The 18,244-nt window shown below is 63.4% G+C and carries 21 protein-coding genes; 11 read left to right on the top strand and 10 right to left on the bottom strand.

All coding sequences use genetic code 11. From position 1 onward, the window contains the following. Window positions 1–9 precede the first annotated feature (9 nt). Window positions 10–669, top strand: coding sequence for a helix-turn-helix transcriptional regulator (locus tag AB4118_RS22885; protein WP_441491897.1), 660 nt, complete (start codon window positions 10–12; stop codon window positions 667–669). Here AB4118_RS22885 and AB4118_RS22890 read toward each other — a convergent pair. Beyond that, window positions 661–1,293 (bottom strand): 2'-5' RNA ligase family protein, encoded by a 633-nt coding sequence (locus tag AB4118_RS22890; protein WP_441491898.1) that lies wholly within the window; start codon window positions 1,291–1,293, stop codon window positions 661–663. The two genes, AB4118_RS22885 and AB4118_RS22890, sit on opposite strands and share 9 nt — an antisense overlap. Window positions 1,294–1,474: 181 nt before the next feature. Beyond that, window positions 1,475–1,957 carry a MarR family winged helix-turn-helix transcriptional regulator gene (locus AB4118_RS22895; RefSeq protein ID WP_441491899.1) on the bottom strand — a complete coding sequence of 161 codons (483 nt, stop codon included), beginning with the start codon at window positions 1,955–1,957 and terminating at the stop codon, window positions 1,475–1,477. Window positions 1,958–2,044: 87 nt separating this feature from the next. On the opposite strand from AB4118_RS22895, the gene AB4118_RS22900 reads away from it, so the two are divergent. Then, entirely contained in the window at window positions 2,045–2,407 is a 363-nt protein-coding gene (locus AB4118_RS22900) for a DUF488 domain-containing protein (RefSeq protein WP_441491900.1), read from the top strand. Window position 2,408: 1 nt separating this feature from the next. Beyond that, window positions 2,409–3,332 (top strand): PLP-dependent cysteine synthase family protein, encoded by a 924-nt coding sequence (locus tag AB4118_RS22905; protein WP_441491901.1) that lies wholly within the window; start codon window positions 2,409–2,411, stop codon window positions 3,330–3,332. 102 nt (window positions 3,333–3,434) lie between these two features. On the opposite strand, the gene AB4118_RS22910 is transcribed toward AB4118_RS22905, so the two are convergent. Then, entirely contained in the window at window positions 3,435–4,334 is a 900-nt protein-coding gene (locus tag AB4118_RS22910; RefSeq protein ID WP_441491902.1) for a LysR family transcriptional regulator, read from the bottom strand. Window positions 4,335–4,439: 105 nt separating this feature from the next. On the opposite strand from AB4118_RS22910, the gene AB4118_RS22915 reads away from it, so the two are divergent. From AB4118_RS22915 to AB4118_RS22930, 4 genes are all read left to right on the top strand, one after another. After that, a complete protein-coding gene (locus AB4118_RS22915) occupies window positions 4,440–5,429 on the top strand; it encodes a zinc-dependent alcohol dehydrogenase family protein (RefSeq protein ID WP_441491903.1) in 990 nt (329 codons plus the stop codon). Window positions 5,430–5,756: 327 nt separating this feature from the next. Then, complete coding sequence (locus tag AB4118_RS22920) at window positions 5,757–6,155, top strand: MAPEG family protein (RefSeq protein ID WP_441491904.1); 399 nt, start codon at window positions 5,757–5,759, stop codon at window positions 6,153–6,155. A 36-nt stretch (window positions 6,156–6,191) separates the two neighbouring features. Continuing rightward, a complete protein-coding gene (locus tag AB4118_RS22925; protein WP_441491905.1) occupies window positions 6,192–6,545 on the top strand; it encodes a YciI family protein in 354 nt (117 codons plus the stop codon). Continuing rightward, window positions 6,545–7,795: an RNA polymerase sigma factor gene (locus tag AB4118_RS22930; RefSeq protein WP_441491906.1), complete on the top strand. Its 1,251-nt coding sequence runs from the start codon at window positions 6,545–6,547 to the stop codon at window positions 7,793–7,795. Before AB4118_RS22925 ends, AB4118_RS22930 begins: the two co-directional genes overlap by 1 nt. Before the next feature lie 172 nt (window positions 7,796–7,967). On the opposite strand, the gene AB4118_RS22935 is transcribed toward AB4118_RS22930, so the two are convergent. Beyond that, window positions 7,968–8,873: a LysR family transcriptional regulator gene (locus AB4118_RS22935; RefSeq protein WP_441491907.1), complete on the bottom strand. Its 906-nt coding sequence runs from the start codon at window positions 8,871–8,873 to the stop codon at window positions 7,968–7,970. A 108-nt stretch (window positions 8,874–8,981) separates the two neighbouring features. On the opposite strand from AB4118_RS22935, the gene AB4118_RS22940 reads away from it, so the two are divergent. Both AB4118_RS22940 and AB4118_RS22945 read left to right on the top strand, forming a co-directional pair. Continuing rightward, window positions 8,982–9,458, top strand: a complete 477-nt coding sequence (locus tag AB4118_RS22940; RefSeq protein WP_441491908.1) for a YybH family protein — start codon at window positions 8,982–8,984, stop codon at window positions 9,456–9,458. A 12-nt stretch (window positions 9,459–9,470) separates the two neighbouring features. Further along, window positions 9,471–10,451, top strand: coding sequence for a zinc-binding alcohol dehydrogenase family protein (locus AB4118_RS22945; RefSeq protein WP_441491909.1), 981 nt, complete (start codon window positions 9,471–9,473; stop codon window positions 10,449–10,451). A gap of 498 nt (window positions 10,452–10,949) precedes the next feature. Here the strand turns inward: AB4118_RS22945 and AB4118_RS22950 are convergent, their stop codons facing one another. Genes AB4118_RS22950 through AB4118_RS22965 form a run of 4 tightly spaced genes read right to left on the bottom strand, consistent with a single transcriptional unit; the run spans window position 10,950 to window position 15,365 of the window. Then, window positions 10,950–12,101: an MFS transporter gene (locus AB4118_RS22950; protein WP_441491910.1), complete on the bottom strand. Its 1,152-nt coding sequence runs from the start codon at window positions 12,099–12,101 to the stop codon at window positions 10,950–10,952. A 47-nt stretch (window positions 12,102–12,148) separates the two neighbouring features. Next, window positions 12,149–12,463, bottom strand: coding sequence for a hypothetical protein (locus AB4118_RS22955; RefSeq protein ID WP_441491911.1), 315 nt, complete (start codon window positions 12,461–12,463; stop codon window positions 12,149–12,151). Continuing rightward, on the bottom strand, window positions 12,454–14,016 hold the full coding sequence (gene guaA / locus AB4118_RS22960; protein WP_441491912.1) for a glutamine-hydrolyzing GMP synthase: 1,563 nt from the start codon (window positions 14,014–14,016) through the stop codon (window positions 12,454–12,456). Before guaA ends, AB4118_RS22955 begins: the two co-directional genes overlap by 10 nt. 50 nt (window positions 14,017–14,066) lie before the next feature. Next, complete coding sequence (locus tag AB4118_RS22965) at window positions 14,067–15,365, bottom strand: RsmB/NOP family class I SAM-dependent RNA methyltransferase (protein ID WP_441491913.1); 1,299 nt, start codon at window positions 15,363–15,365, stop codon at window positions 14,067–14,069. Window positions 15,366–15,769: 404 nt separating this feature from the next. Here AB4118_RS22965 and AB4118_RS22970 point away from each other — a divergent pair, with 404 nt between their 5' ends. Together AB4118_RS22970 and AB4118_RS22975 are read left to right on the top strand one after the other, a co-directional pair. Beyond that, window positions 15,770–15,910 (top strand): hypothetical protein, encoded by a 141-nt coding sequence (locus AB4118_RS22970; protein WP_441491914.1) that lies wholly within the window; start codon window positions 15,770–15,772, stop codon window positions 15,908–15,910. Window positions 15,911–16,130: 220 nt separating this feature from the next. Further along, on the top strand, window positions 16,131–17,300 hold the full coding sequence (locus tag AB4118_RS22975; protein ID WP_441491915.1) for a glycerophosphodiester phosphodiesterase: 1,170 nt from the start codon (window positions 16,131–16,133) through the stop codon (window positions 17,298–17,300). Window positions 17,301–17,372: 72 nt separating this feature from the next. On the opposite strand, the gene AB4118_RS22980 is transcribed toward AB4118_RS22975, so the two are convergent. Together AB4118_RS22980 and AB4118_RS22985 are read right to left on the bottom strand one after the other, a co-directional pair. After that, window positions 17,373–17,642, bottom strand: a complete 270-nt coding sequence (locus AB4118_RS22980; protein ID WP_441491916.1) for a hypothetical protein — start codon at window positions 17,640–17,642, stop codon at window positions 17,373–17,375. Window positions 17,643–17,872: 230 nt separating this feature from the next. Next, a partial coding sequence (locus AB4118_RS22985) for an amino acid ABC transporter ATP-binding protein (protein ID WP_441491917.1) occupies window positions 17,873–18,244 on the bottom strand: 372 nt, incomplete at its 5' end.

Here is an 18,244-nt window from a genome sequence, read left to right on the forward strand (position 1 = left end):
TCCTGAAATATGTCAAGCTACGACTTGGAAAATGCATCATCACTGCCCCGTCCGCCGGCTGACCGGCTGCTGACCCTGCTGAAGACACGCGGCGCACAGACCGCGGCTGATCTGGGAAGGGCGCTTGGCACCACGGGCGAGAACGCGCGGCAGCAACTCGCGAAGCTCGCGACCGAAGCCCTTGTCGAAACCGAGACCGTGTCCCGAGGTGTCGGCCGCCCAACCCAGTTCTGGCGTTTGACCGACAAGGGTCAGGCGCGCTTCCCCGACAGCCATGCGGAGCTCACGGTCAGCCTGTTGCGGTCCGTGCGCGAACTCCTGGGGGCAGACGCGCTCGACCGTTTGATCAACGCCCGCGAAACCGAGATGCGAACCGCCTATCAGGCAGCCATGGCGGGCGCCGAAGGGCTGGAGGCCCGCATTGCGGCGCTCACCGAGATCCGGAGCCGCGAAGGCTATATGGCCGAATGGCAGCGATCGGACGATGGCTGGCTTCTGATCGAGAACCACTGTCCGATCTGCGCCGCGGCGTCGATTTGCCAGGGGTTTTGCCGCGCCGAACTCGCGATCTTCAGAGACGCGCTCGGACCGGGCTGTTCGGTCGAACGAGAGGAACACATCCTTCATGGCGCGCGGCGCTGCGCTTACCGCATTCGACCTTCAACATAGCGGGTGCAGCGGCCAGCGCCCCAGAATCTCGTATCGGCCTTGTCCCTGGAAACTCTCGATCAGGACAAAGTCGCGGGCGACCCAGCCGATCGGCCGCTCGAGCCCCATGGGAGGTACGAGTTCGCGGTCGTATAATATGGTCACATGGGGCGTCGAACCTGCCTGACCACCCGGTTTCAGCCCGACCCTCTTGAGCGCCCGATCGATGTTGCGGCGCAGTGTCGAAAGCGCGGCGAGATCCTCCCCGCAGCACAGGACAAGGGCGTGAGGTTCACCGCCGCTGAAACTGAGGAACCGGTCAAGGCTCACGGCGAACTGATGGGCCTCGACCATTCGGCCGGCTTCCAGCGCTGCGGCGATGATTTCCCTGGGCAATTCGATGAAATTGCCGACCTTGTTGAGCGAGACATGGAGCAGGCTCGGCGGGCGCAGCCGACCGTGCAGCTTGAACTCGGCGCGAAGGTCGCCGGCGAGATGGGAAATGTAGCTCGCTGTGTCCGGCTCCGGCAGGAGCGCGAAGAAGATTGCGACGCTTTCGCGATTGCCTGCCCGCGGGGGGCCGCGAAGGTTCTGCGGAAGACTGAGATCCGGAAACGACAGATCACACGCGTCGACAGGTGTCATCTCGCACCTCGCTCTCGACCTGTCCGGCAAGACGCCCGACCGCTACCGCAGCACGAAATCCGATACGCTTGTCCTGCTGCCCGCTAGCCAGGCCCTCCAATCGCAGCGCGACCGACCTCAGCGCCCGATGCTCGCCGGAGGGGGACCAGGGCGCGCACTCGACCAAGAGATTTTGGAGCTTTCAAGGCAATCGTGATCCGGGCTTCGCCTCGTTCAGCGCCTCGCTGTGGTCTGCGAGCTCGCGCGCCAGTCCAGGCCTCAGGATCTGCGCGAGACGGGCTTGGGCCTGACGCCAGACCGGCAGGGCCTCCTGTAACCGCCGTACGCCGGCTTCGGTCAGCCACACTGCACGACGCCGCAAGTCTGCCTCCACCACCGCGATCTCGATCAGCCCCTCGCGTTCCAGCGTACGCAGATTGCGCGACAGCGTGGATTGCTCGAGCCCGGTCCGCTGAGCGAGTGCGCCGAGCGTATCGTCGCCGATGGTCGCGATCTGCGCCATCAGCCCGGCTTGCGCCGCGGTAAGGCCAAGGGCCGCCATGTCCCGATCGATGAACAGCGAAATGCGTCGCGCCGCCAGCCGGGCATTCCAGGCCGGGCAAGCGTCGACCAGGGCGCGAGCCTCGCGTCGCAGGCTGCCTTGCGATTGCTTCCCAGCTCTCATGGTTATATGCATCTACAATACATGTAGATGCATGGAAATGGGCGTCGCGCGATCCGGGCGCCTCGTTCCCCACGTGGCAGACGTCCAATGGCCTCATTCGTCCTGAAGCGCGTCTACGACCACCGGGCCGCCAATGACGGCAAGCGCATCCTGGTCGACCGGCTTTGGCCGCGCGGCATCTCCAGGGACAAGGCGCATATCGACCTCTGGCTCAAGGAGATCGCGCCGAGCAATGCCCTGCGGAAGCAGTTTCACGGCAAGCCGGATGATTGGGATGCGTTCCGCGCGGCCTATGCGGACGAATTGACGAGCGAAGCGGCGCAAGCGGCCACCAGGGAGCTTTTCCGGCATCTGCGCGAAGGTCCGGTGACCCTGCTCTACGCGGCGCGTGACGAAGAGCGGAACAATGCGGTTGCGCTCAAGATCTGGCTCGAACAGCAGGGCGCCTGAGATGAACCACCCGGACCGAACCATCCTGGACCTCGTCGGCAACACCACCCTCCTCGCGCTGCGGCGGATCGCACCGGCAAACGGCGCCCGGATCCTGCTGAAGCTGGAAAGCGAAAACCCGACGGGGAGCATGAAGGACCGCATGGCGCTGGCGATGGTCGAGGCCGCCGAAGCGGACGGCCGCCTGAAGCCGGGAGGTTCCGTCGTCGAATATACCGGCGGAAGCACGGGCGTCTCCCTCTCGCTGGTCTGTGCCGTGAAGGGTTACCCGCTGCATATCGTGACCTCGGACGCGTTCGCGCGAGAGAAGCTCGAGCATATGAAACTGCTGGGCGCCCAGCTTCAGATCATTCCCAGTGAGAGCGGCCGCATGACCGAGAAGCTCACCCGCGACATGATCGAAGCCGCACGGGTCCTTGCCGCCGAGACCGGCAGTTTCTGGACCGACCAGATGAAGAACCGCGACCAGATGGCGGCCTATCACCGGATGGCTGACGAAGTCTGGGCGCAGACGAGGGGCAGGATCGACGGCTTCGTCCAGAGCGTCGGCACCGCCGCCTCGCTCCGCGGAACCGGCGAGGCGCTGCGCCGGCACAATGCCGCGATCGCAATTGCGGCCGTGGAGCCCGCCGAATCCCCGGTGCTGTCGGGCGGCGCGACCGGAGCCCACAAGATCGACGGGATCGGCGCCGGCTATGTCGTGCCGCTCTGGGAGAAGGACATCGCCGACCGGATTGATCTGGTTTCGACCGAGGAGGCTGCCACCATGGCCCGCCGCCTCGCCCGAGAGGAAGGCCTCTTCGCGGGAACGTCGACGGGAGCCAATGTCGTCGCAGCGCTACGCCTCGCCGAGCAGTTCGGCCCCGGCGCGACCATCGTCACCGTGATGTGCGATACCGGTATGAAATATCTCAGCAAGCACTGAGGCGCTGCCGGCCGACGCACGACACTCCGTTCTTGTCCGGTGGGGATGGAATGGGCGGCCGAAAGCGCCTTGAAGTCGTCGCGACGCCCTATGCCCTGCATTTCAGGCCATGAGCCTGGGCAGCGCCGATGCCAGCGCATCGACGGCGAGACGTACCTTGCGCGGCAGGTGAGGCGTCTGCAGCCATAGCGCGTAGTTGTCGAACACATATCCCGGCTCATTCAGCAACAACGGCACAAGCTTGCCTGCCTGAATGCGCTCCTGAATCAGCCAAGATGGCAGCCAGGCAAGGCCCAGGCCGGAAGCTGCGGCATCGGCCACGGCATCAAGGTCGTCGAGCCGCAACCGGCCGACCGGCGCAACCTCCACCGGTGGCTGGCCCTCGCGCGCGAACAGCCACGGGTGAATCCAGCCCGGCCGGCTGTAGATGATGGCGTGATGCCGACCGATCTCCTCGATCTGACCGGGCCGGCCGTGTGTCTCGAGATAGGACGGCGACGCGCAGACGAGCATCCGGTGACGAGCGATGCGTCGCGCGATCACGCCTGTCTTGTTCGCCAGCTCGCCTGTCCGGATGGCGAGATCGTAGTTCCCTTCGGCAAGATCGACGATGCGGTCGCTGAACGACAGATCAAGCTCCAGCGCGGGATGGCGCCGCGCGAGCTCCAGCAGGATGGGCGCAACGCAGCATCGGCCGAGGAGCGCAGGCATGGTGACACGCAGCTTTCCGCGCGGTTCTGAAAGCTGGTCGGCAGCGAGCGCATCTGCAGCCTCGGCTTCGGCCAGAACGACGCGGCAGCGATCGAAATAGGTGCGCCCGAAATCCGTCAGGCTCTGGCGGCGCGTGGTGCGGTTGATGAGGCGCACGCCCAGCCGCTCTTCCAGGAAGCGGACATGCTTGCCGACCATCGGCCCCGACAGATCGAGAGCCTCGGCGGCAGCCGCGAACGAGCCCAAGTCAACGGCTTTGACGAACACGGCCATGCTCGTAAGGCGATCCATCTTTCAGAACCCATAGTTTTGACTGATCTTCCGATTCAGCCATTTATCCGCGGCACGGCCCGAACGCATAGCTTATTCCGTTCAAATAATTTGGAGTTACAGCCAATGGCACGCGTCGTTCGCTTTCATGAGCATGGTGGTCCGGAGGTCTTGCGCATCGAGACCGTGACGGTTCCGGCTCCCGGCCGAGGCGAGGTGCAGATCCGGGTCAAGGCGCTCGGGCTGAACCGCGCCGAGGCGTTGCTGCGCGCCGGCACCTATATCGAGACACCGACTTTGCCGTCCGGTCTCGGCCTTGAGGCAGCAGGCATCATTGAAGCCGTCGGCGACGATGTGGAAGGGTTGGTACTTGGCGACGCCGTCAGCGTGGTGCCACCCGTGTCGATGGTGCGCTGGCCCGCCTATGGCGAGCTTGCCACGTTTCCAGCCGAACTCGTCGTGAAGCATCCGCCATCGCTCAGTTTCGAAGCGGCTGCCGCCTTCTGGATGCAGTACCTCACCGCCTATGGGGCGCTTATCGACATCGCCAAGCTCCGCAGGGAGGACTTTGTCGTCATCACGGCTGCATCAAGCAGCGTTGGACTTGCCGCGCTCCAGATTGCCAAGACGGTGGGCGCGACCACGATCGCGGTCACGCGCACCTCAGGCAAAAAGCAGGCCCTGCTCGCCTTTGGCGCGACCCATGTCGTCGCTTCGGCCGAGGAAGATCTGGAAGCGCGGCTGTCGGACATCGCTGGCCGGAATGGTGTACGCGTCGTGCTCGATCCGATCGGCGGCCCGATATTCGGCCCGCTGACGGCCGCGATGTCGCGGGGTGGCATTCTCATCGAATATGGCGGTTTGAGCCCTGAACCGACCCCCTTCCCGCTCTTCGCCGTCCTCAGCAAGACACTGACGCTCCGCGGCTACCTCGTACACGAGATCCTCAGTGATCCCGCGCGGCTCGAGGCAGCCAAGGCGTTCATCCTCGACGGGCTGGCGTCCGGATCGCTTCAGCCGACCATCGCCAGGATCTTTCCGTTCGACCAGATCGTCGAGGCGCACCGGTTCCTGGAGTCGAACGAACAATTCGGCAAGATCGTCGTGACGATCTGATCGCTCGTGCGTTCTCCCGCCGGAGGCGCGGCGCCTCCAAGGACCGGACTTCACCGCGAAGTCTATCCGCATTGGGCGATCGAATGAATTTCAGGCTATATTTATCCGCTGTGAGGCACAGTATCGAAATGTAATATCATACGAACGACTTCACCCTTTTCCGTCAGAGCAATTCTTCATAGAATTTCATACCACTGGCCCAGGCGGCCAATTTACCCTAGCGGATGCCACCCGGCGTGCTCGTTTGAAATTTTTTGCCTGGATGTCGAAATCCGGGATTGGGCAGCGTTCTTGGGGCATCGAAACCAAGCTGAATGGCCCAACCTGATGATTTTTCCGATTACCTCGCTCTATGCGATCCCCCTGGCCGTGATCTTTCTGGCCCTGTGGATCGGCGTCACCAAAACCCGCTCGGCATTGAGCGTCTCCATCGGAGATGCAGGCAATGCCAATCTGCACGAACGCATCCGCCGGCATGGCAATTTCGTCGAATGGGTGCCGATGATCCTCATCCTGATGGTGCTGGCCGAGGGCCAGGGCGCCGGCCCGCTCTGGCTCCATGCCGCCGGGCTGCTGGTCGTCATCGGGCGGATTTTGCACCCCATCGGACTGCGCGCCAATGCCCCCACCCATCCCCTGCGGATCGCGGGTAACTCCGCCTGCATCCTTGCAACCCTGACGCTGACCGCGGCCCTCGCCCTCGCGGCGCTTGGCTCTCGCCCCTGACACCTCCCCGAACCTGCCCAACACCGGAGACCTGACATGCAGTACATGGCGCTGATCTATAGTGACCCGTCCCTCGAGCCAGCCTATGGCACGCCAGAATTCGAGGTGATGATGAAGGGGTATTTCGCCTTCAACGAAACCCTGAAGGCGGCGGGCGCTTATGTGGCGGGCGAAGGCCTGAAGGATGTCGAGACCGCCACGAGTCTGAGAATTCGCGGAGGCAAGGTGGAGACGATGGATGGCCCCTTTGCCGAGACCAAGGAACGCCTCGGCGGGTACTATATTTTTGAGGTTCCCGACCTGGATGCCGCCCTGCGCTTCGCAGCGATGATCCCGTCGGCGGCCTATGGGACGATCGAAGTGCGGCCCGTGATGGACTACGACGCCTGATGTCGGAGGCCGCCGCCGATCCCCGATCGGTTTCCTGTGCCATTGAGAATATGGTGCGGATGGATCGGGGGCGGCTTCTGTCTGCGCTGATTGTTCAGCTGAAGAATTTCCAGCTTGCCGAGGACGCGCTGCAGGACGCCCTGGCCTCGGCGGTCGTGCATTGGGGAAGGACGGGGCTGCCTGCCTCGCCTCAGGGCTGGCTCTTGAAGGTCGCGCTGCGCAAGGCGATCGATCGCTTGCGCAAGTCGGCCCGTGAGGACCGCAAGGCTGGCGAGATCGCCCGGCTTTCCCTAGCCGAAGCAGCCGAGACGACGACCGAGGATATTGCCGACGAACGCCTGCGGCTGATCTTCACCTGCTGCCATCCGGCGCTGGAGCCCAAGACCCGGGTCGCACTGACGCTTCGCACCCTGCGCGGATTGAGTACGGCCGACGTTGCCGCTGCTTTCCTCGACAACGAAACCACCATGGGCCAGCGCCTCTCGCGGGCACGGGCAAAGATACTCGCCGCCGGCATTCCCTATGCCGTACCCGGACCGGAAGCCTGGGCAGAGCGGCTGCAATCCGTCCTGACCGTCGTCTATCTCATTTTCAACCAGGCCTATTCGGGCACGGACGAATCTCACACCAGTCCTTTGGGTGAAGAGGCCATCTATCTTGCGCGCATGTTGAATGGCCTGCGTCCGGACCAGGCCGAAATCGAGGGACTGCTGGCGCTGATGCTGATCACCGAAGCCCGCCGCGCGGCACGGCTCGATGCCGGCGGAACCAGCGTCCCACTTGCAGTGCAGGACCGCAGGCTTTGGGATGGCGCCCGGATTGCCGAAGGGCTGGCCTTGCTCGATCGTGCAGTGGCGCGACGCGCGCCGGGGGCCTTTCAGATCAAGGCGGCGATTGCCGCCTTGCATGTCCAGGCGGAGCCGCCCGACTGGCCGCAGATCGTCCTGCTCTATGATAGCCTGTTGCGGATCGAACCGACGCCGGTCGTCCGGTTGAACCGCGCCGTGGCATTGGCGGAAGCTGGCGCACTCCAAGCAGGCTTGCACGCTCTTGAGTTGCTTGCCTCAGCGCTCTCGGCCTATCAGCCGTTTCATGCGGCACGTGCCGAATTGCTGTCCCGCTCGGGCCCGACCGACGCCGCGCTTGCGGCCTTTGATCGCGCCATCGGTCTTGCGTCCAATCCATCGGACGCGGTCTTTCTCAGGTGCCGCCGGGATCAGGTCGCCCGGCAAGCGGCAGAGACACCCTAGCGAAAGCTGCAGGTGTCGATTGCCGCCTCACTCCCACTCGATTGTTCAAACAGCGCGTAGAACATTGAAATCTTGACGCAACTTCCTTTGCGGCCGAGCACATTCCGACGGCGGGTCCGTCAAAAAATCGGGGAAACGCGCGATGATGCATCGCCGCCGACTGAACTGCATTTCAGACCGGTAGTTCACCGACGAGCGTTGGCGCCATCTGCAGCGCAAAATCCTTGAACAAGCGAACTGGGCGGGAGATGTGGCGGTTTCCAAGATGCACGATCAATAAGTCGAGCGTCCGGAAGCGCCATTGCGGCATCACCTCCACCAGACGCCCGTCTGCAACAAGTGCAGGCGCGACAATGGGAGGCAATTCGCCGATCCCGCCGCCAGCCGCCAGCAGAGCCGCCAGGCCGGTGAAATCGTTCATTGTCAGCTTGGGTCTGAAACTGACCGTCTCGCGCTCATCACCTCTCTCGAATGTCCAACGGTGCTGCTGCGACCAATAGGCGAAGGCCAGGATTCGGTGTTCCTGCAGGTCCCGTGGATGCAGCGGCGGGCTCTTCCGCTCCAGATAGCTGGGGCTGGCCACGAGGCGATGGCGGTAGCGGAGCATCGGGCGCGAAATGAGGTTCGAGTCACTCAGGGGGCCGAGGCGCAGAGCGAGATCGACGCCCTCGGAGATATGATCGACATGGCGATCGGTAATCAGCACCTGCACTTCTACGGCGGGATAGGCCGTCTGGAAGGAGCCAATGAGCGGCGCCAACAGATTGTCAGAAATGTTGGGCGGCGCCGAAAGCCGCAGCGCACCGCGCACTTCGGAGAGGCGATTGGAGGCGATGCTCTCGACCGCTTCGCTTATCTCGGCGCTGCGTTGCGCCTGCTCCAGAATCTCCGCGCCAACATCGGTCAGCCGCAGGCTGCGGGTCGAACGTTCGAAGAGGCGAACGCCGAGTTGGTCCTCCAGTTCGGCGATTCTGCGGCTCACGGTCGAGATCGGCATGCCGGTACGGCGCGCGGCTTCCGAAAAGCTGCCGGTTTCGGCGACCCGGGCGAATATCAGGAGCGCGTTGAGGTCTGGCATGTCTTTCCCAAATTTGGGATAATCATTGCCAGATTTTCAGACTAAATCCAAAACTGGAAATGACCCATCTTCTTGTTGGCAATTATGCCGTGAACGAGGAGAACCTCCATGAAAGAGATCGTAATTTCCGCGCTTGCCGCCAGCACCGCATTGGCGATGTCCCTCACAGCTTCCGCGGCCGAACGTACCGGCGACGGGACCGCGATCGAGCATGTCCTGCGCACTTATGAGCGGGCACTCAACGCCGAGGATACCGACGCGGTGATGAAGCTCTATGCGCCTGACGGCGTGTTCATGCCGCCAAACACCCCATCAAGCGTCGGCGCCGATGCAGTGCGCGCCGCCTATGTGAACGTGTTCAACGCGATCAGGCTGGCAGTGCGCTTCGATATTGTCGAAATCGTCCAGGTCGCACCCCACTGGGCCTTTGCGCGCACCAACTCCGCAGGCACCGTTACCGTCAAGGCGAACGGCCAGGCAGGGGCAGAGGCCAATCAGGAACTGTTTGTCTTGCAGAGGCTCGGTTCGGGCGACTGGAAGATCGCGCGCTACAGCTTCTCCACCACCAATCCGCCGCGCCAGTAAGGGAGCAGGCCGATGCCCAACACGATGAAGGCCGCCGTGATCCATCAGGCCGGAGGGCCTGAAGTCCTCAAGCTCGAAACGCGACCGATGCCGACGCCCAAGAAAGGGCAGGTGCTCATCCAGGTGAAGGCCTTCGGGCTCAATCGCTCGGAACTGTTCACTCGCAAGGGGCTTTCGCTCGGCGTTCCTTTCCCGCGCGTGCTCGGAATTGAAGCCGTCGGAATCGTTGCAGCGGCGCCAGGGGGGACGTTTGCCTCCGGCGATATCGTCGCGACCGCGATGGGCGGAATGGGGCGCCAGTTCGACGGCGGCTATGCCGAATACGTCTGCGTACCCGCGATACAGGTGCAAAGACTCAAGACGGCGTTGCCATGGGAGACTCTCGGCGCAATGCCCGAAATGCTGCAAACGGCATGGGGATCGCTTTTCAACGCGTTGCAGCTGAAGGCACGCGATCGCTTGCTCATACGTGGCGGCACGACATCGGTGGGCTTGGCCGCCGCGGCGATCGCCAAGAAGCACGGCGCCTTCGTGCTGGCGACAACACGCAATCCTGCTCGCGAACGCTTGTTGCGCGAGAACGGAGCCGATCAGGTGTTGATCGACAACGGCGAGATCGCGGATCAGGTCCGTGAAATCTGCCCAAACGGCGTCAACAAGGTGCTCGAACTGGTCGGCACGACGACTTTGAAGGACTCATTGCGCACCGCACGCCCGCACGGCGTTGTCTGTATGACCGGAATGGTCGGCGACCGATGGTGGTTTGATCAGTTCAGCCCGATGGACGCCATCCCGACAGCTGTGTCACTGACCACCTATGCAGGCGGGTCAGAGGATTTCATGCGAACCCCTCTGCAGTCACTGGCCGATCAGGTCGCAGCCGGCGATCTTTGCATCAACATCGGCCGGGTGTTCAAGCTCGACGAAATCGTTGAGGCGCATCGCACGATGGAAACGAACCAGGCGGGCGGGAAAATCGTTGTCCTGCCCTGAGATCAGGGTCGTTCAATCGCTAAAGGCTCCGACGGAAAGTCGCGGTCCACGGAAACATTAACTGTCAACGTCAATCGTTGGAACAGCATCGCGGCGAATACGCTGCTCTGTCCCCGCCTAGGGACCCCAAGTGCGGTCAATCTGATCCCAAATCCGGCGGTGAAGGAGCCCCTCAGGAGTTGGTCAAAGCCCTGGCCTCGACAATCTGAGGAGCGCTATCGGCGATCAAAGGTCGTTGTCGCATGCACATACTCGCATGCCCGCGAGCGGTGGGAACTGGCCTGCCGCCGCCGCTCGCCCTCACTCCCACTCGATTGTTTGAACAACGAATAATCAATGGACATTTCGCGCAAATCTAATCTGTAGCCGCAAAAACTCCGACATTAGGACTGTCAAAAAGTTGGGGTCCTGATTTCAAAAGCAAGATCACCGGACCGTTGCCGAACCCGTCTCAGTATTCTTGAGAAGCCTGCCGGCGTCTGACTGCAGCCTCAACCATCAAGCAACGCTCCCCCTTTCCTTCGGGCCAGCCTGGGGAGCCGCTTGCAACAGGATGATCAGAAGCGGGATAATGACGACCATTCCGGCGGCCAGCATCACTCCGGATACGCCGGATACAGTCAATATCCGGGCGCCGAGGATGGCTCCGAAGCCGATGGCCGAATTGATGACCGCCGAGTGTATCGCGGCAGCGGACATGACTGTCGAACCGGCCGCGCGCAGGATCCAGGTCTGCAGGCCCGCGAACAGCGCCGCGATGGCGGCGCCCCAGATGACGAGCAAGACGAAGACCCAACCTGTTCCCAGCTGAGGACCGAACCATCCAAGGCCAACAAGCGCCAGGCACAAGGCAAACAGCCCTGCAGTGATGATCGACTTCATGAAGCGGTCGATGAGAAAGCCGGTCAGGATGTTCCCAAGGAATCCTGCACCCCCAAAGCCGAACAGCAACACACCGATCATGACCTGGGGAAGATCCGGAATTTCTCCGAGGAATGGTTCGATAAAAGTGTACGCTGCGAAGTTCGCCGCCGCCATGAATGCCGTTACAGCATAGATCCCCAGCAGGTCATGTCTGCGGAACACCGATCCAAGCTCTCTCCATCCTGCCGGCGATCCGGGCTGCATTTTGGGAAGAACTGCGATCATCAGGACCGAGGTAAGCAGCCCGACTGCGCCAATTGAGCCAAACGCTGCACGCCATCCACTCGCCTGACCGACGAGGTTCGCGAGCGGCACGCCGACAACGGTCGCCATCGAGATCCCGCCGAATATGATTGCGGTTGCAACACCCATACGGTGGGACGGTGCAATCTGTGACGCGACCGCAGCCGCCATGGCCCAGAAGAAACCGTGAACGACAGCGCCCACCGCGCGTGCCAGCAACAACCCGTCGAAGCTGTGGGAAATCATCGCCGCAAGATTGGTCGCGGAAAGAATGAGCATCAAGACGATGAGCAATGGCTTGCGAGGAAACTTCTGGAGCAGAACGACCGACAACAGGCCGCTCGCGGCGCCGATCCAGGCATAGAGCGTCACCGTGAGCCCGACCGAGGCCTGATCTCGCCCCAGATCCAGGGCGATCTGGGACAGCAGCCCGATCGGCGCGAACTCGGTCGTGACCATTGTGAACGAGGCGATGCCGAGCACGATTACCGCAAGCCAGATGCGGAGCGGAGAATCTGTATTTTCAGGTCTCATTGTAGGAGACCGCTGCAAGACCCAGTGGACTCCTGCCCTTGATGACCTTCCGGTTCGTTTTTGCGCCTGTCCCCATCGACGAACGCGGCCCTGAGGCCGTTGTCTGCCAGGGTCAATTGCTCCTCTGCGGTCCGGCCCAATGCCTCGGCCGACGGGATGAGATTTTCGCTTACGTGACCTCTAAAGTACGTTGGATCATCGGAGTTGACCGGAACGCAGATGCCGGCATGGAGGAGCCGACGCAGATTGTGATGTTCGAGGCCGGGAAAGACCCTCAGCGCGACATTCGAGAAGGTCTGAATCACTCCCACTCGATCGTGCCGGGCGGCTTCGACGTCACGTCGTAGACGACCCGGTTGATGCCCTTGACCTCGTTGATGATGCGGGTCGCGGTGCGGCCGAGGAAGGCCATGTCGTAGGGATAGAAATCGGCCGTCATGCCGTCCACCGAGGTGACGGCACGCAACGCGCAGACGTGGTCATAGGTGCGGTGGTCACCCATCACGCCGACGGTGCGCACCGGCAGCAGCACGGCAAAAGCCTGCCAGATCACGTCGTAGAGACCGGCCTTGCGGATCTCCTCGAGATAGATCGCGTCGGCCTTGCGCAGGATGTCGAGCTTTTCCTTGGTGATCTCGCCGGGGCAGCGAATGGCGAGGCCCGGCCCTGGGAAGGGATGGCGGCCGACGAAGGCCTCGGGCAGGCCAAGCTCCCGGCCCAGCACGCGGACCTCGTCCTTGAACAGCTCGCGCAGCGGCTCGACGAGCTTCATCTTCATGCGCTCGGGCAACCCGCCGACATTGTGGTGCGACTTGATCGTCACCGAGGGCCCGCCGGAGAAGGAGACGCTCTCGATCACGTCGGGATAGAGCGTGCCCTGTGCCAGGAAATCGGCACCGCCGAGCTTGCGCGCTTCTTCGTCGAAGACCTCGATGAAGAGGCGGCCGATGGTCTTGCGCTTGGCCTCCGGATCGGAGCCGCATTTGGCGAGCTCGGCGAGGAAGAGTTCCTCCGCCTCCACATGCACGAGCGGGATGTTGTAGCTGTCGCGGAACAGGCGCACGACCTCTTCCGCCTCGTTCATCCGCATCAGGCCGTGATCGACGAAGACGCAGGTGAGCTGGTCACCGATGGCCTCGTGGATCAGCACGGCGGCAACGGCGGAATCGACGCCGCCGGAAAGCCCGCAGATCACCCTGCCCTTGCCGACCTGCGCACGGATCTTGGCGATGGTCTCGGAGCGATAGGCGGACATGCTCCAATCCGGGACGCAGCCGCAGATATCGACGACGAAGTTGCGCAGCAACTTGGCGCCGTCCGGCGTATGCACCACCTCCGGATGGAACATGGTCGAATAGAAACGCCGCTCCTCGTCGCTCGCGACCGCGAAGGGCGCGTTCTCCGAGGTCGCCTTGACCGAGAAACCAGCCGGCAACTGCGTGACGCGGTCGCCATGGCTCATCCAGACCGGGAAGCGGCCGCCCTGGTTCCAGACCTCCCTGAACAGTGCCGAAGGCGCGACGATCTCGACATCGGCGCGGCCGAACTCGGCCGCATGCCCGCCCTCGACCTTGCCGCCGAGCTGATGCGCCATAGTCTGCTGACCATAGCAGATGCCGAGAAGCGGCAGGCCCGCCGAGAAGACCTCCTGCGGGGCGCGCGGCGAATTTTCATCCGGCACCGAGGCCGGACCGCCGGAGAAGATGACGCCCTTCGGCTTCATCCGCTGAAAGGCCTCGGAGGCCGACTGGAACGGAGCGATCTCGCAATAGACGCCGATCTCGCGTACGCGACGCGCGATCAGCTGCGTGACCTGGCTACCGAAATCGATGATGAGGATGGAGTCGTGGGGCTTGCTCGTCATCGCGCCCGGTTACGCCATCACGCGCGCAGGCGCAACGGCGCAAGCGCGCCTCAGGCCTCGCGCCTGACGCAAGCCAGATAGAATCCGTCCGTCCCGGTGCGCTGCGGCGACAATTGCAGGCCAAGCGCGGTCGAGAACCGCGCGAGCAAAGCAAAGTCGCCTTCCCTCGGCGACAGGATCTCCTGGCTCGGCACGAGGGTGAAGCCGGGGTGGCGCTGCAGGAACCCTGAAACGGCCCCGTCATTCTCATCCGGAAGCACCGAGCAGGTGACATAGGCAATACGACCGCCGGACTTCACCAGGCGGGCTGCGCGCGCCAGCACCTCGGCCTGGTCCTTGATCCGCTCGGCGAGCGCGCCCGGTCTGACGCGCCATTTTGCGTCGGGATTACGCCGCCAGGTGCCGGAACCGGTGCAGGGCGCATCGACCAGGACGAGATCCGCCTCGCCCACGACTTCGCTGAGGGATTCATGGCCGCGGCTGCGCGGGACGCGAATCTGGACGATACTGGCGCCCGAGCGCGCCAGACGCTCATGCAGTGGCGCCAGACGACGGCTATCGAGATCGGTCGCGAACAGGCGACCCTGATTCTGCATCTGGGCAGCGAGAGCCAACGTCTTGCCTCCGGCGCCGGCGCAAAGGTCGACCACGGTCTCGCCGGGCTTGGCGCCGGCCAGTAGCGAGACGAGCTGCGAGCCCTCGTCCTGGATCTCGAAGGCGCCCTCGAAGAAGCTCGGCTCGCTCTGCAGCGAAGGGCCGCGCCCATCCGCCCCCGGCAGGAAGCGGATCGCATCAGGGGACCATGCCCCCGCCTCCGCTCCAAGATGAGCGAGTTCCGCCAACACCTTGGCCTGATTCGACTTAAGGCGATTGACGCGGATGTCGATCGGCGCACGATCGGCCAGTGCGGCGCCCTCCGACACGGCCTGCTCGCCAAAGCTCGCTGAGAAAGCAGGCCAAAGCCACTCAGGCACATCGGCGCGGACCCAGCCCGGTGCATCGTCGAGGTCGAAGGTGATCAGCCGGGTCGCTTCCTCGCGCGTCAGCGGCGCGGGCGCGTGGTTCTCGCCCGAGCACAGTTCGGCGATCTCTTCCATCCGGAGTTCGCGCAGGCCGGCGAGCATGCCGAGAACCATCGCGCGCGAGGTCTCCTCGCCCATGGCGAAGGCCGAGGAGGAGCGGCGGCGGAGCGCGTCATAGACCAGGGTCGCAATTGCGGCACGATCCTTCGACCCGGCAAAGCGCCGCGACAGACCCCAATCCTTCAGGGCGTCGGATGCCGGCCGGCGACGCTGTATGATATCGTCCAGCACCTCGATGGCGGCGCTGATGCGGGCGGCAGGGGTCATTGCGTCGTTCCGTCTGGTGCCGGCGTGTGCGGCATAATCTCGGCGCTGTGGTGTCATATAGACGAGGCAGGGGCAACAACGTCTCGACCGGATACTTGAGGCGAAGGCATGTCCCGGACATTCCGTCCCGGTTGAGCAGACGTTCTGCTCTGCCGCTCGCGGGCGCTCATGACCGGGCCACCACTCCGGCCGATCTTGCGGCACTCTCCCCGAATGCCGCAATCCGCATGGCGAGCCAGGGCTTACGGCCCTCATCGCAGGATGATCCGGCAACCGAGGCTGGTTGCCCTTGCTGCGTCCAGCTTGAAAATCGACGCATTATCATGTGAAGCCGTCTGCTTGACGAAGCGTCGTCGTCAGCGGCACACGGGGGGCGATCGCTCCGATCAAGTGGAAACCACGCCATGCAGCGCCTTTGCCGAATCACGCTTGCCGGTCTTCTTGCCCTGGCCCTCACGGCCTGCGCCACAACACCGCCGCCAGACCTGACGCCGCCCCCCCAGAAGCGCCTCGACGCCAAGACGACGCTCGAAAACAAGCGCTGAGCCCGTAGCCAATCACAGGCGTCGCTCTGGCTTGACCGGGCGACGCTTCTGCCGGGCCTCTCGATCGTCGTCCGTCAGGACGCGCCACGATACGGACCGGACGGGCAGCGCCCCCGCGCCTCGCCACAAAGTTGTCCTTGCGGCACAAGACCACTTCACGGAGCTGTCATATCGTCTGATCATGGTCGCGCGCTCTTGCCGCGATCAGGGAACAGATCCGATGAAACAGACGCTACTTTCGGCCACGATGCTGGCCGCCATTGCCTGCGGCGGCCTGGCTGCCACATCGCCCGCCTTCGCCCAACCCGTGCCGACGCTCGATGGGAAGAAGCCCCTCATCGTCGGTCACCGCGGCGCCAGCGGCCACAGGCCCGAGCACACGCTCGAATCCTACAAGCTGGCGATCGAACAGGGTGCCGATTTCATCGAGCCGGATCTTGTCGCGACCAAGGACGGCGTACTCGTCGCACGGCACGAGCCGATGCTGAGCGGCACCACGGACGTTTCGGAGCGACCGGAATTCGCTGCTCGCAAGACTGTCAGGAAGGTCGACGGTGTCGACACCAATGACTGGTTCGCCGGGGATTTCACCCTCGCCGAGATCAAGACGCTGCGCGCCAAGCAGGCGATGCCCGATCGCGACCAGTCGCATAATGGCAAGTTCCCGATCCCGACGCTGCAGGAGATCATCGATCTCGCCAAGGCCGAAAGCACCCGGACCGGCCGCACCATCGGCATCTATCCCGAGACCAAGCACCCGATCTTTCATGCCGCGATCGGGCTGCCGCTCGAGGACCGCCTGCTCGATCAGTTGAAGGCGGCCGGCTGGACCGAAAAGTCCTCGCCCGTGATCATCCAGAGCTTCGAGACGGCCAATCTCAAATATCTGCGCGGCAAGACGCAACTGCGCCTCGTCCAGCTCGTCGATGCCGATGACGTCGACAAGGATGGCGGCATCGTGCTGGCCGCGCCCTTCGACAAGCCCTACGATTTCGTCGTCACCGGCGACAAGCGCACCTTCAAGGACCTGGTCACGGCCGACGGGCTGAAGGAGATCAAGACCTATGCCGACGGTGTCGGGCCGTGGAAGCCCTATATCCTCGCCGGCAAGCAAACTATCGGCGAGGACGGCAAGCCGAAGGATCTGAACGGCGACGGCAAGATCGACGAGCAGGATCGGGTACTGATCGCGCCGACCAATGTCGTCAAGGACGCGCATGCGGCCGGCCTCTTCGTCCATACCTGGACGTTCCGCAGCGAGCCGAAGCGGCTAACCTCGAATTTCAAGGGCGATCCCGCTGCCGAGTACAAGGCCTTCTTCGATCTCGGAATCGACGGGCTGTTCTCGGACTTCCCCGATGCCGCCGTGAAGGCCCGCGACGCCAAATAAGGCAGCCCCAACGATCAGCAGCCCGCCCTGGATCACCAGGGCGGGCTTTCTCTTGCACATTTCAGCGGGAGATCAATCGCAGACCCGCGTCGTCCGCCTGATCTCGCCACGCGGCGTTTCCTCGATGGTCCTCACGGTGCGGCAATCTCCGCGCCAGCTGCTGCGCTCCCAGCGGGCGCGATCGCGCATGCGCTCTTCGCGGCGGATTTCCCGGTCGATGGCGCGCTCGCGCGGCGGGCGTGGATCGACCGAGACCCCGCCCGGTCCAATGTTGATCGACTGGGCATAGGCGCCGCTCGTCGCAAGCAGGACAGCAGTCATCGTCGGAATGATGAATCTCATGATGCGTTCCTCCGTTCTGCAGGCAAGAACGGGGTACATCCCGAATTGTTCCGGAATTTGATCGCGCCGATAGTGGTTCGATACGGGGGCTATCTCTATCTATGCCTGTTGGATCAATCGCCGTGGCAGCGTCCACTATGGCAGACGACGCTCGATCCTCGCTCTAACCTTGACGCAGTTGCGGCGCGCCGAGGGTTCGGCGCGCCGCATGGTTCAAGTCTTGCCCGGCCTCAGTGCAGGATCTGGCTGAGGAAGAGCTTGGTGCGTTCGTGCTGCGGGTTCTTGAAGAACTCGTTGGGCTCGTTCATCTCGACGACCTGGCCGGCATCCATGAAGATGACGCGGTCGGCGACCTGGCGCGCAAAGCCCATTTCGTGGGTGACGCAGAGCATGGTCATGCCCTCTTCTGCCAGGCTCACCATGGTGTCGAGCACCTCCTTGACCATCTCGGGGTCGAGCGCCGAGGTCGGCTCGTCGAACAGCATGATCTTCGGGCTCATGCAGAGCGAGCGCGCGATCGCGACGCGCTGCTGCTGGCCGCCCGAGAGCTGGCCCGGGTATTTCAGCGCCTGCTCGGGGATCTTCACGCGCTTGAGATAGTG

This window comes from Allobosea sp. 2RAB26 (assembly GCF_052115465.1).
GTDB lineage: Bacteria > Pseudomonadota > Alphaproteobacteria > Rhizobiales > Beijerinckiaceae > Allobosea.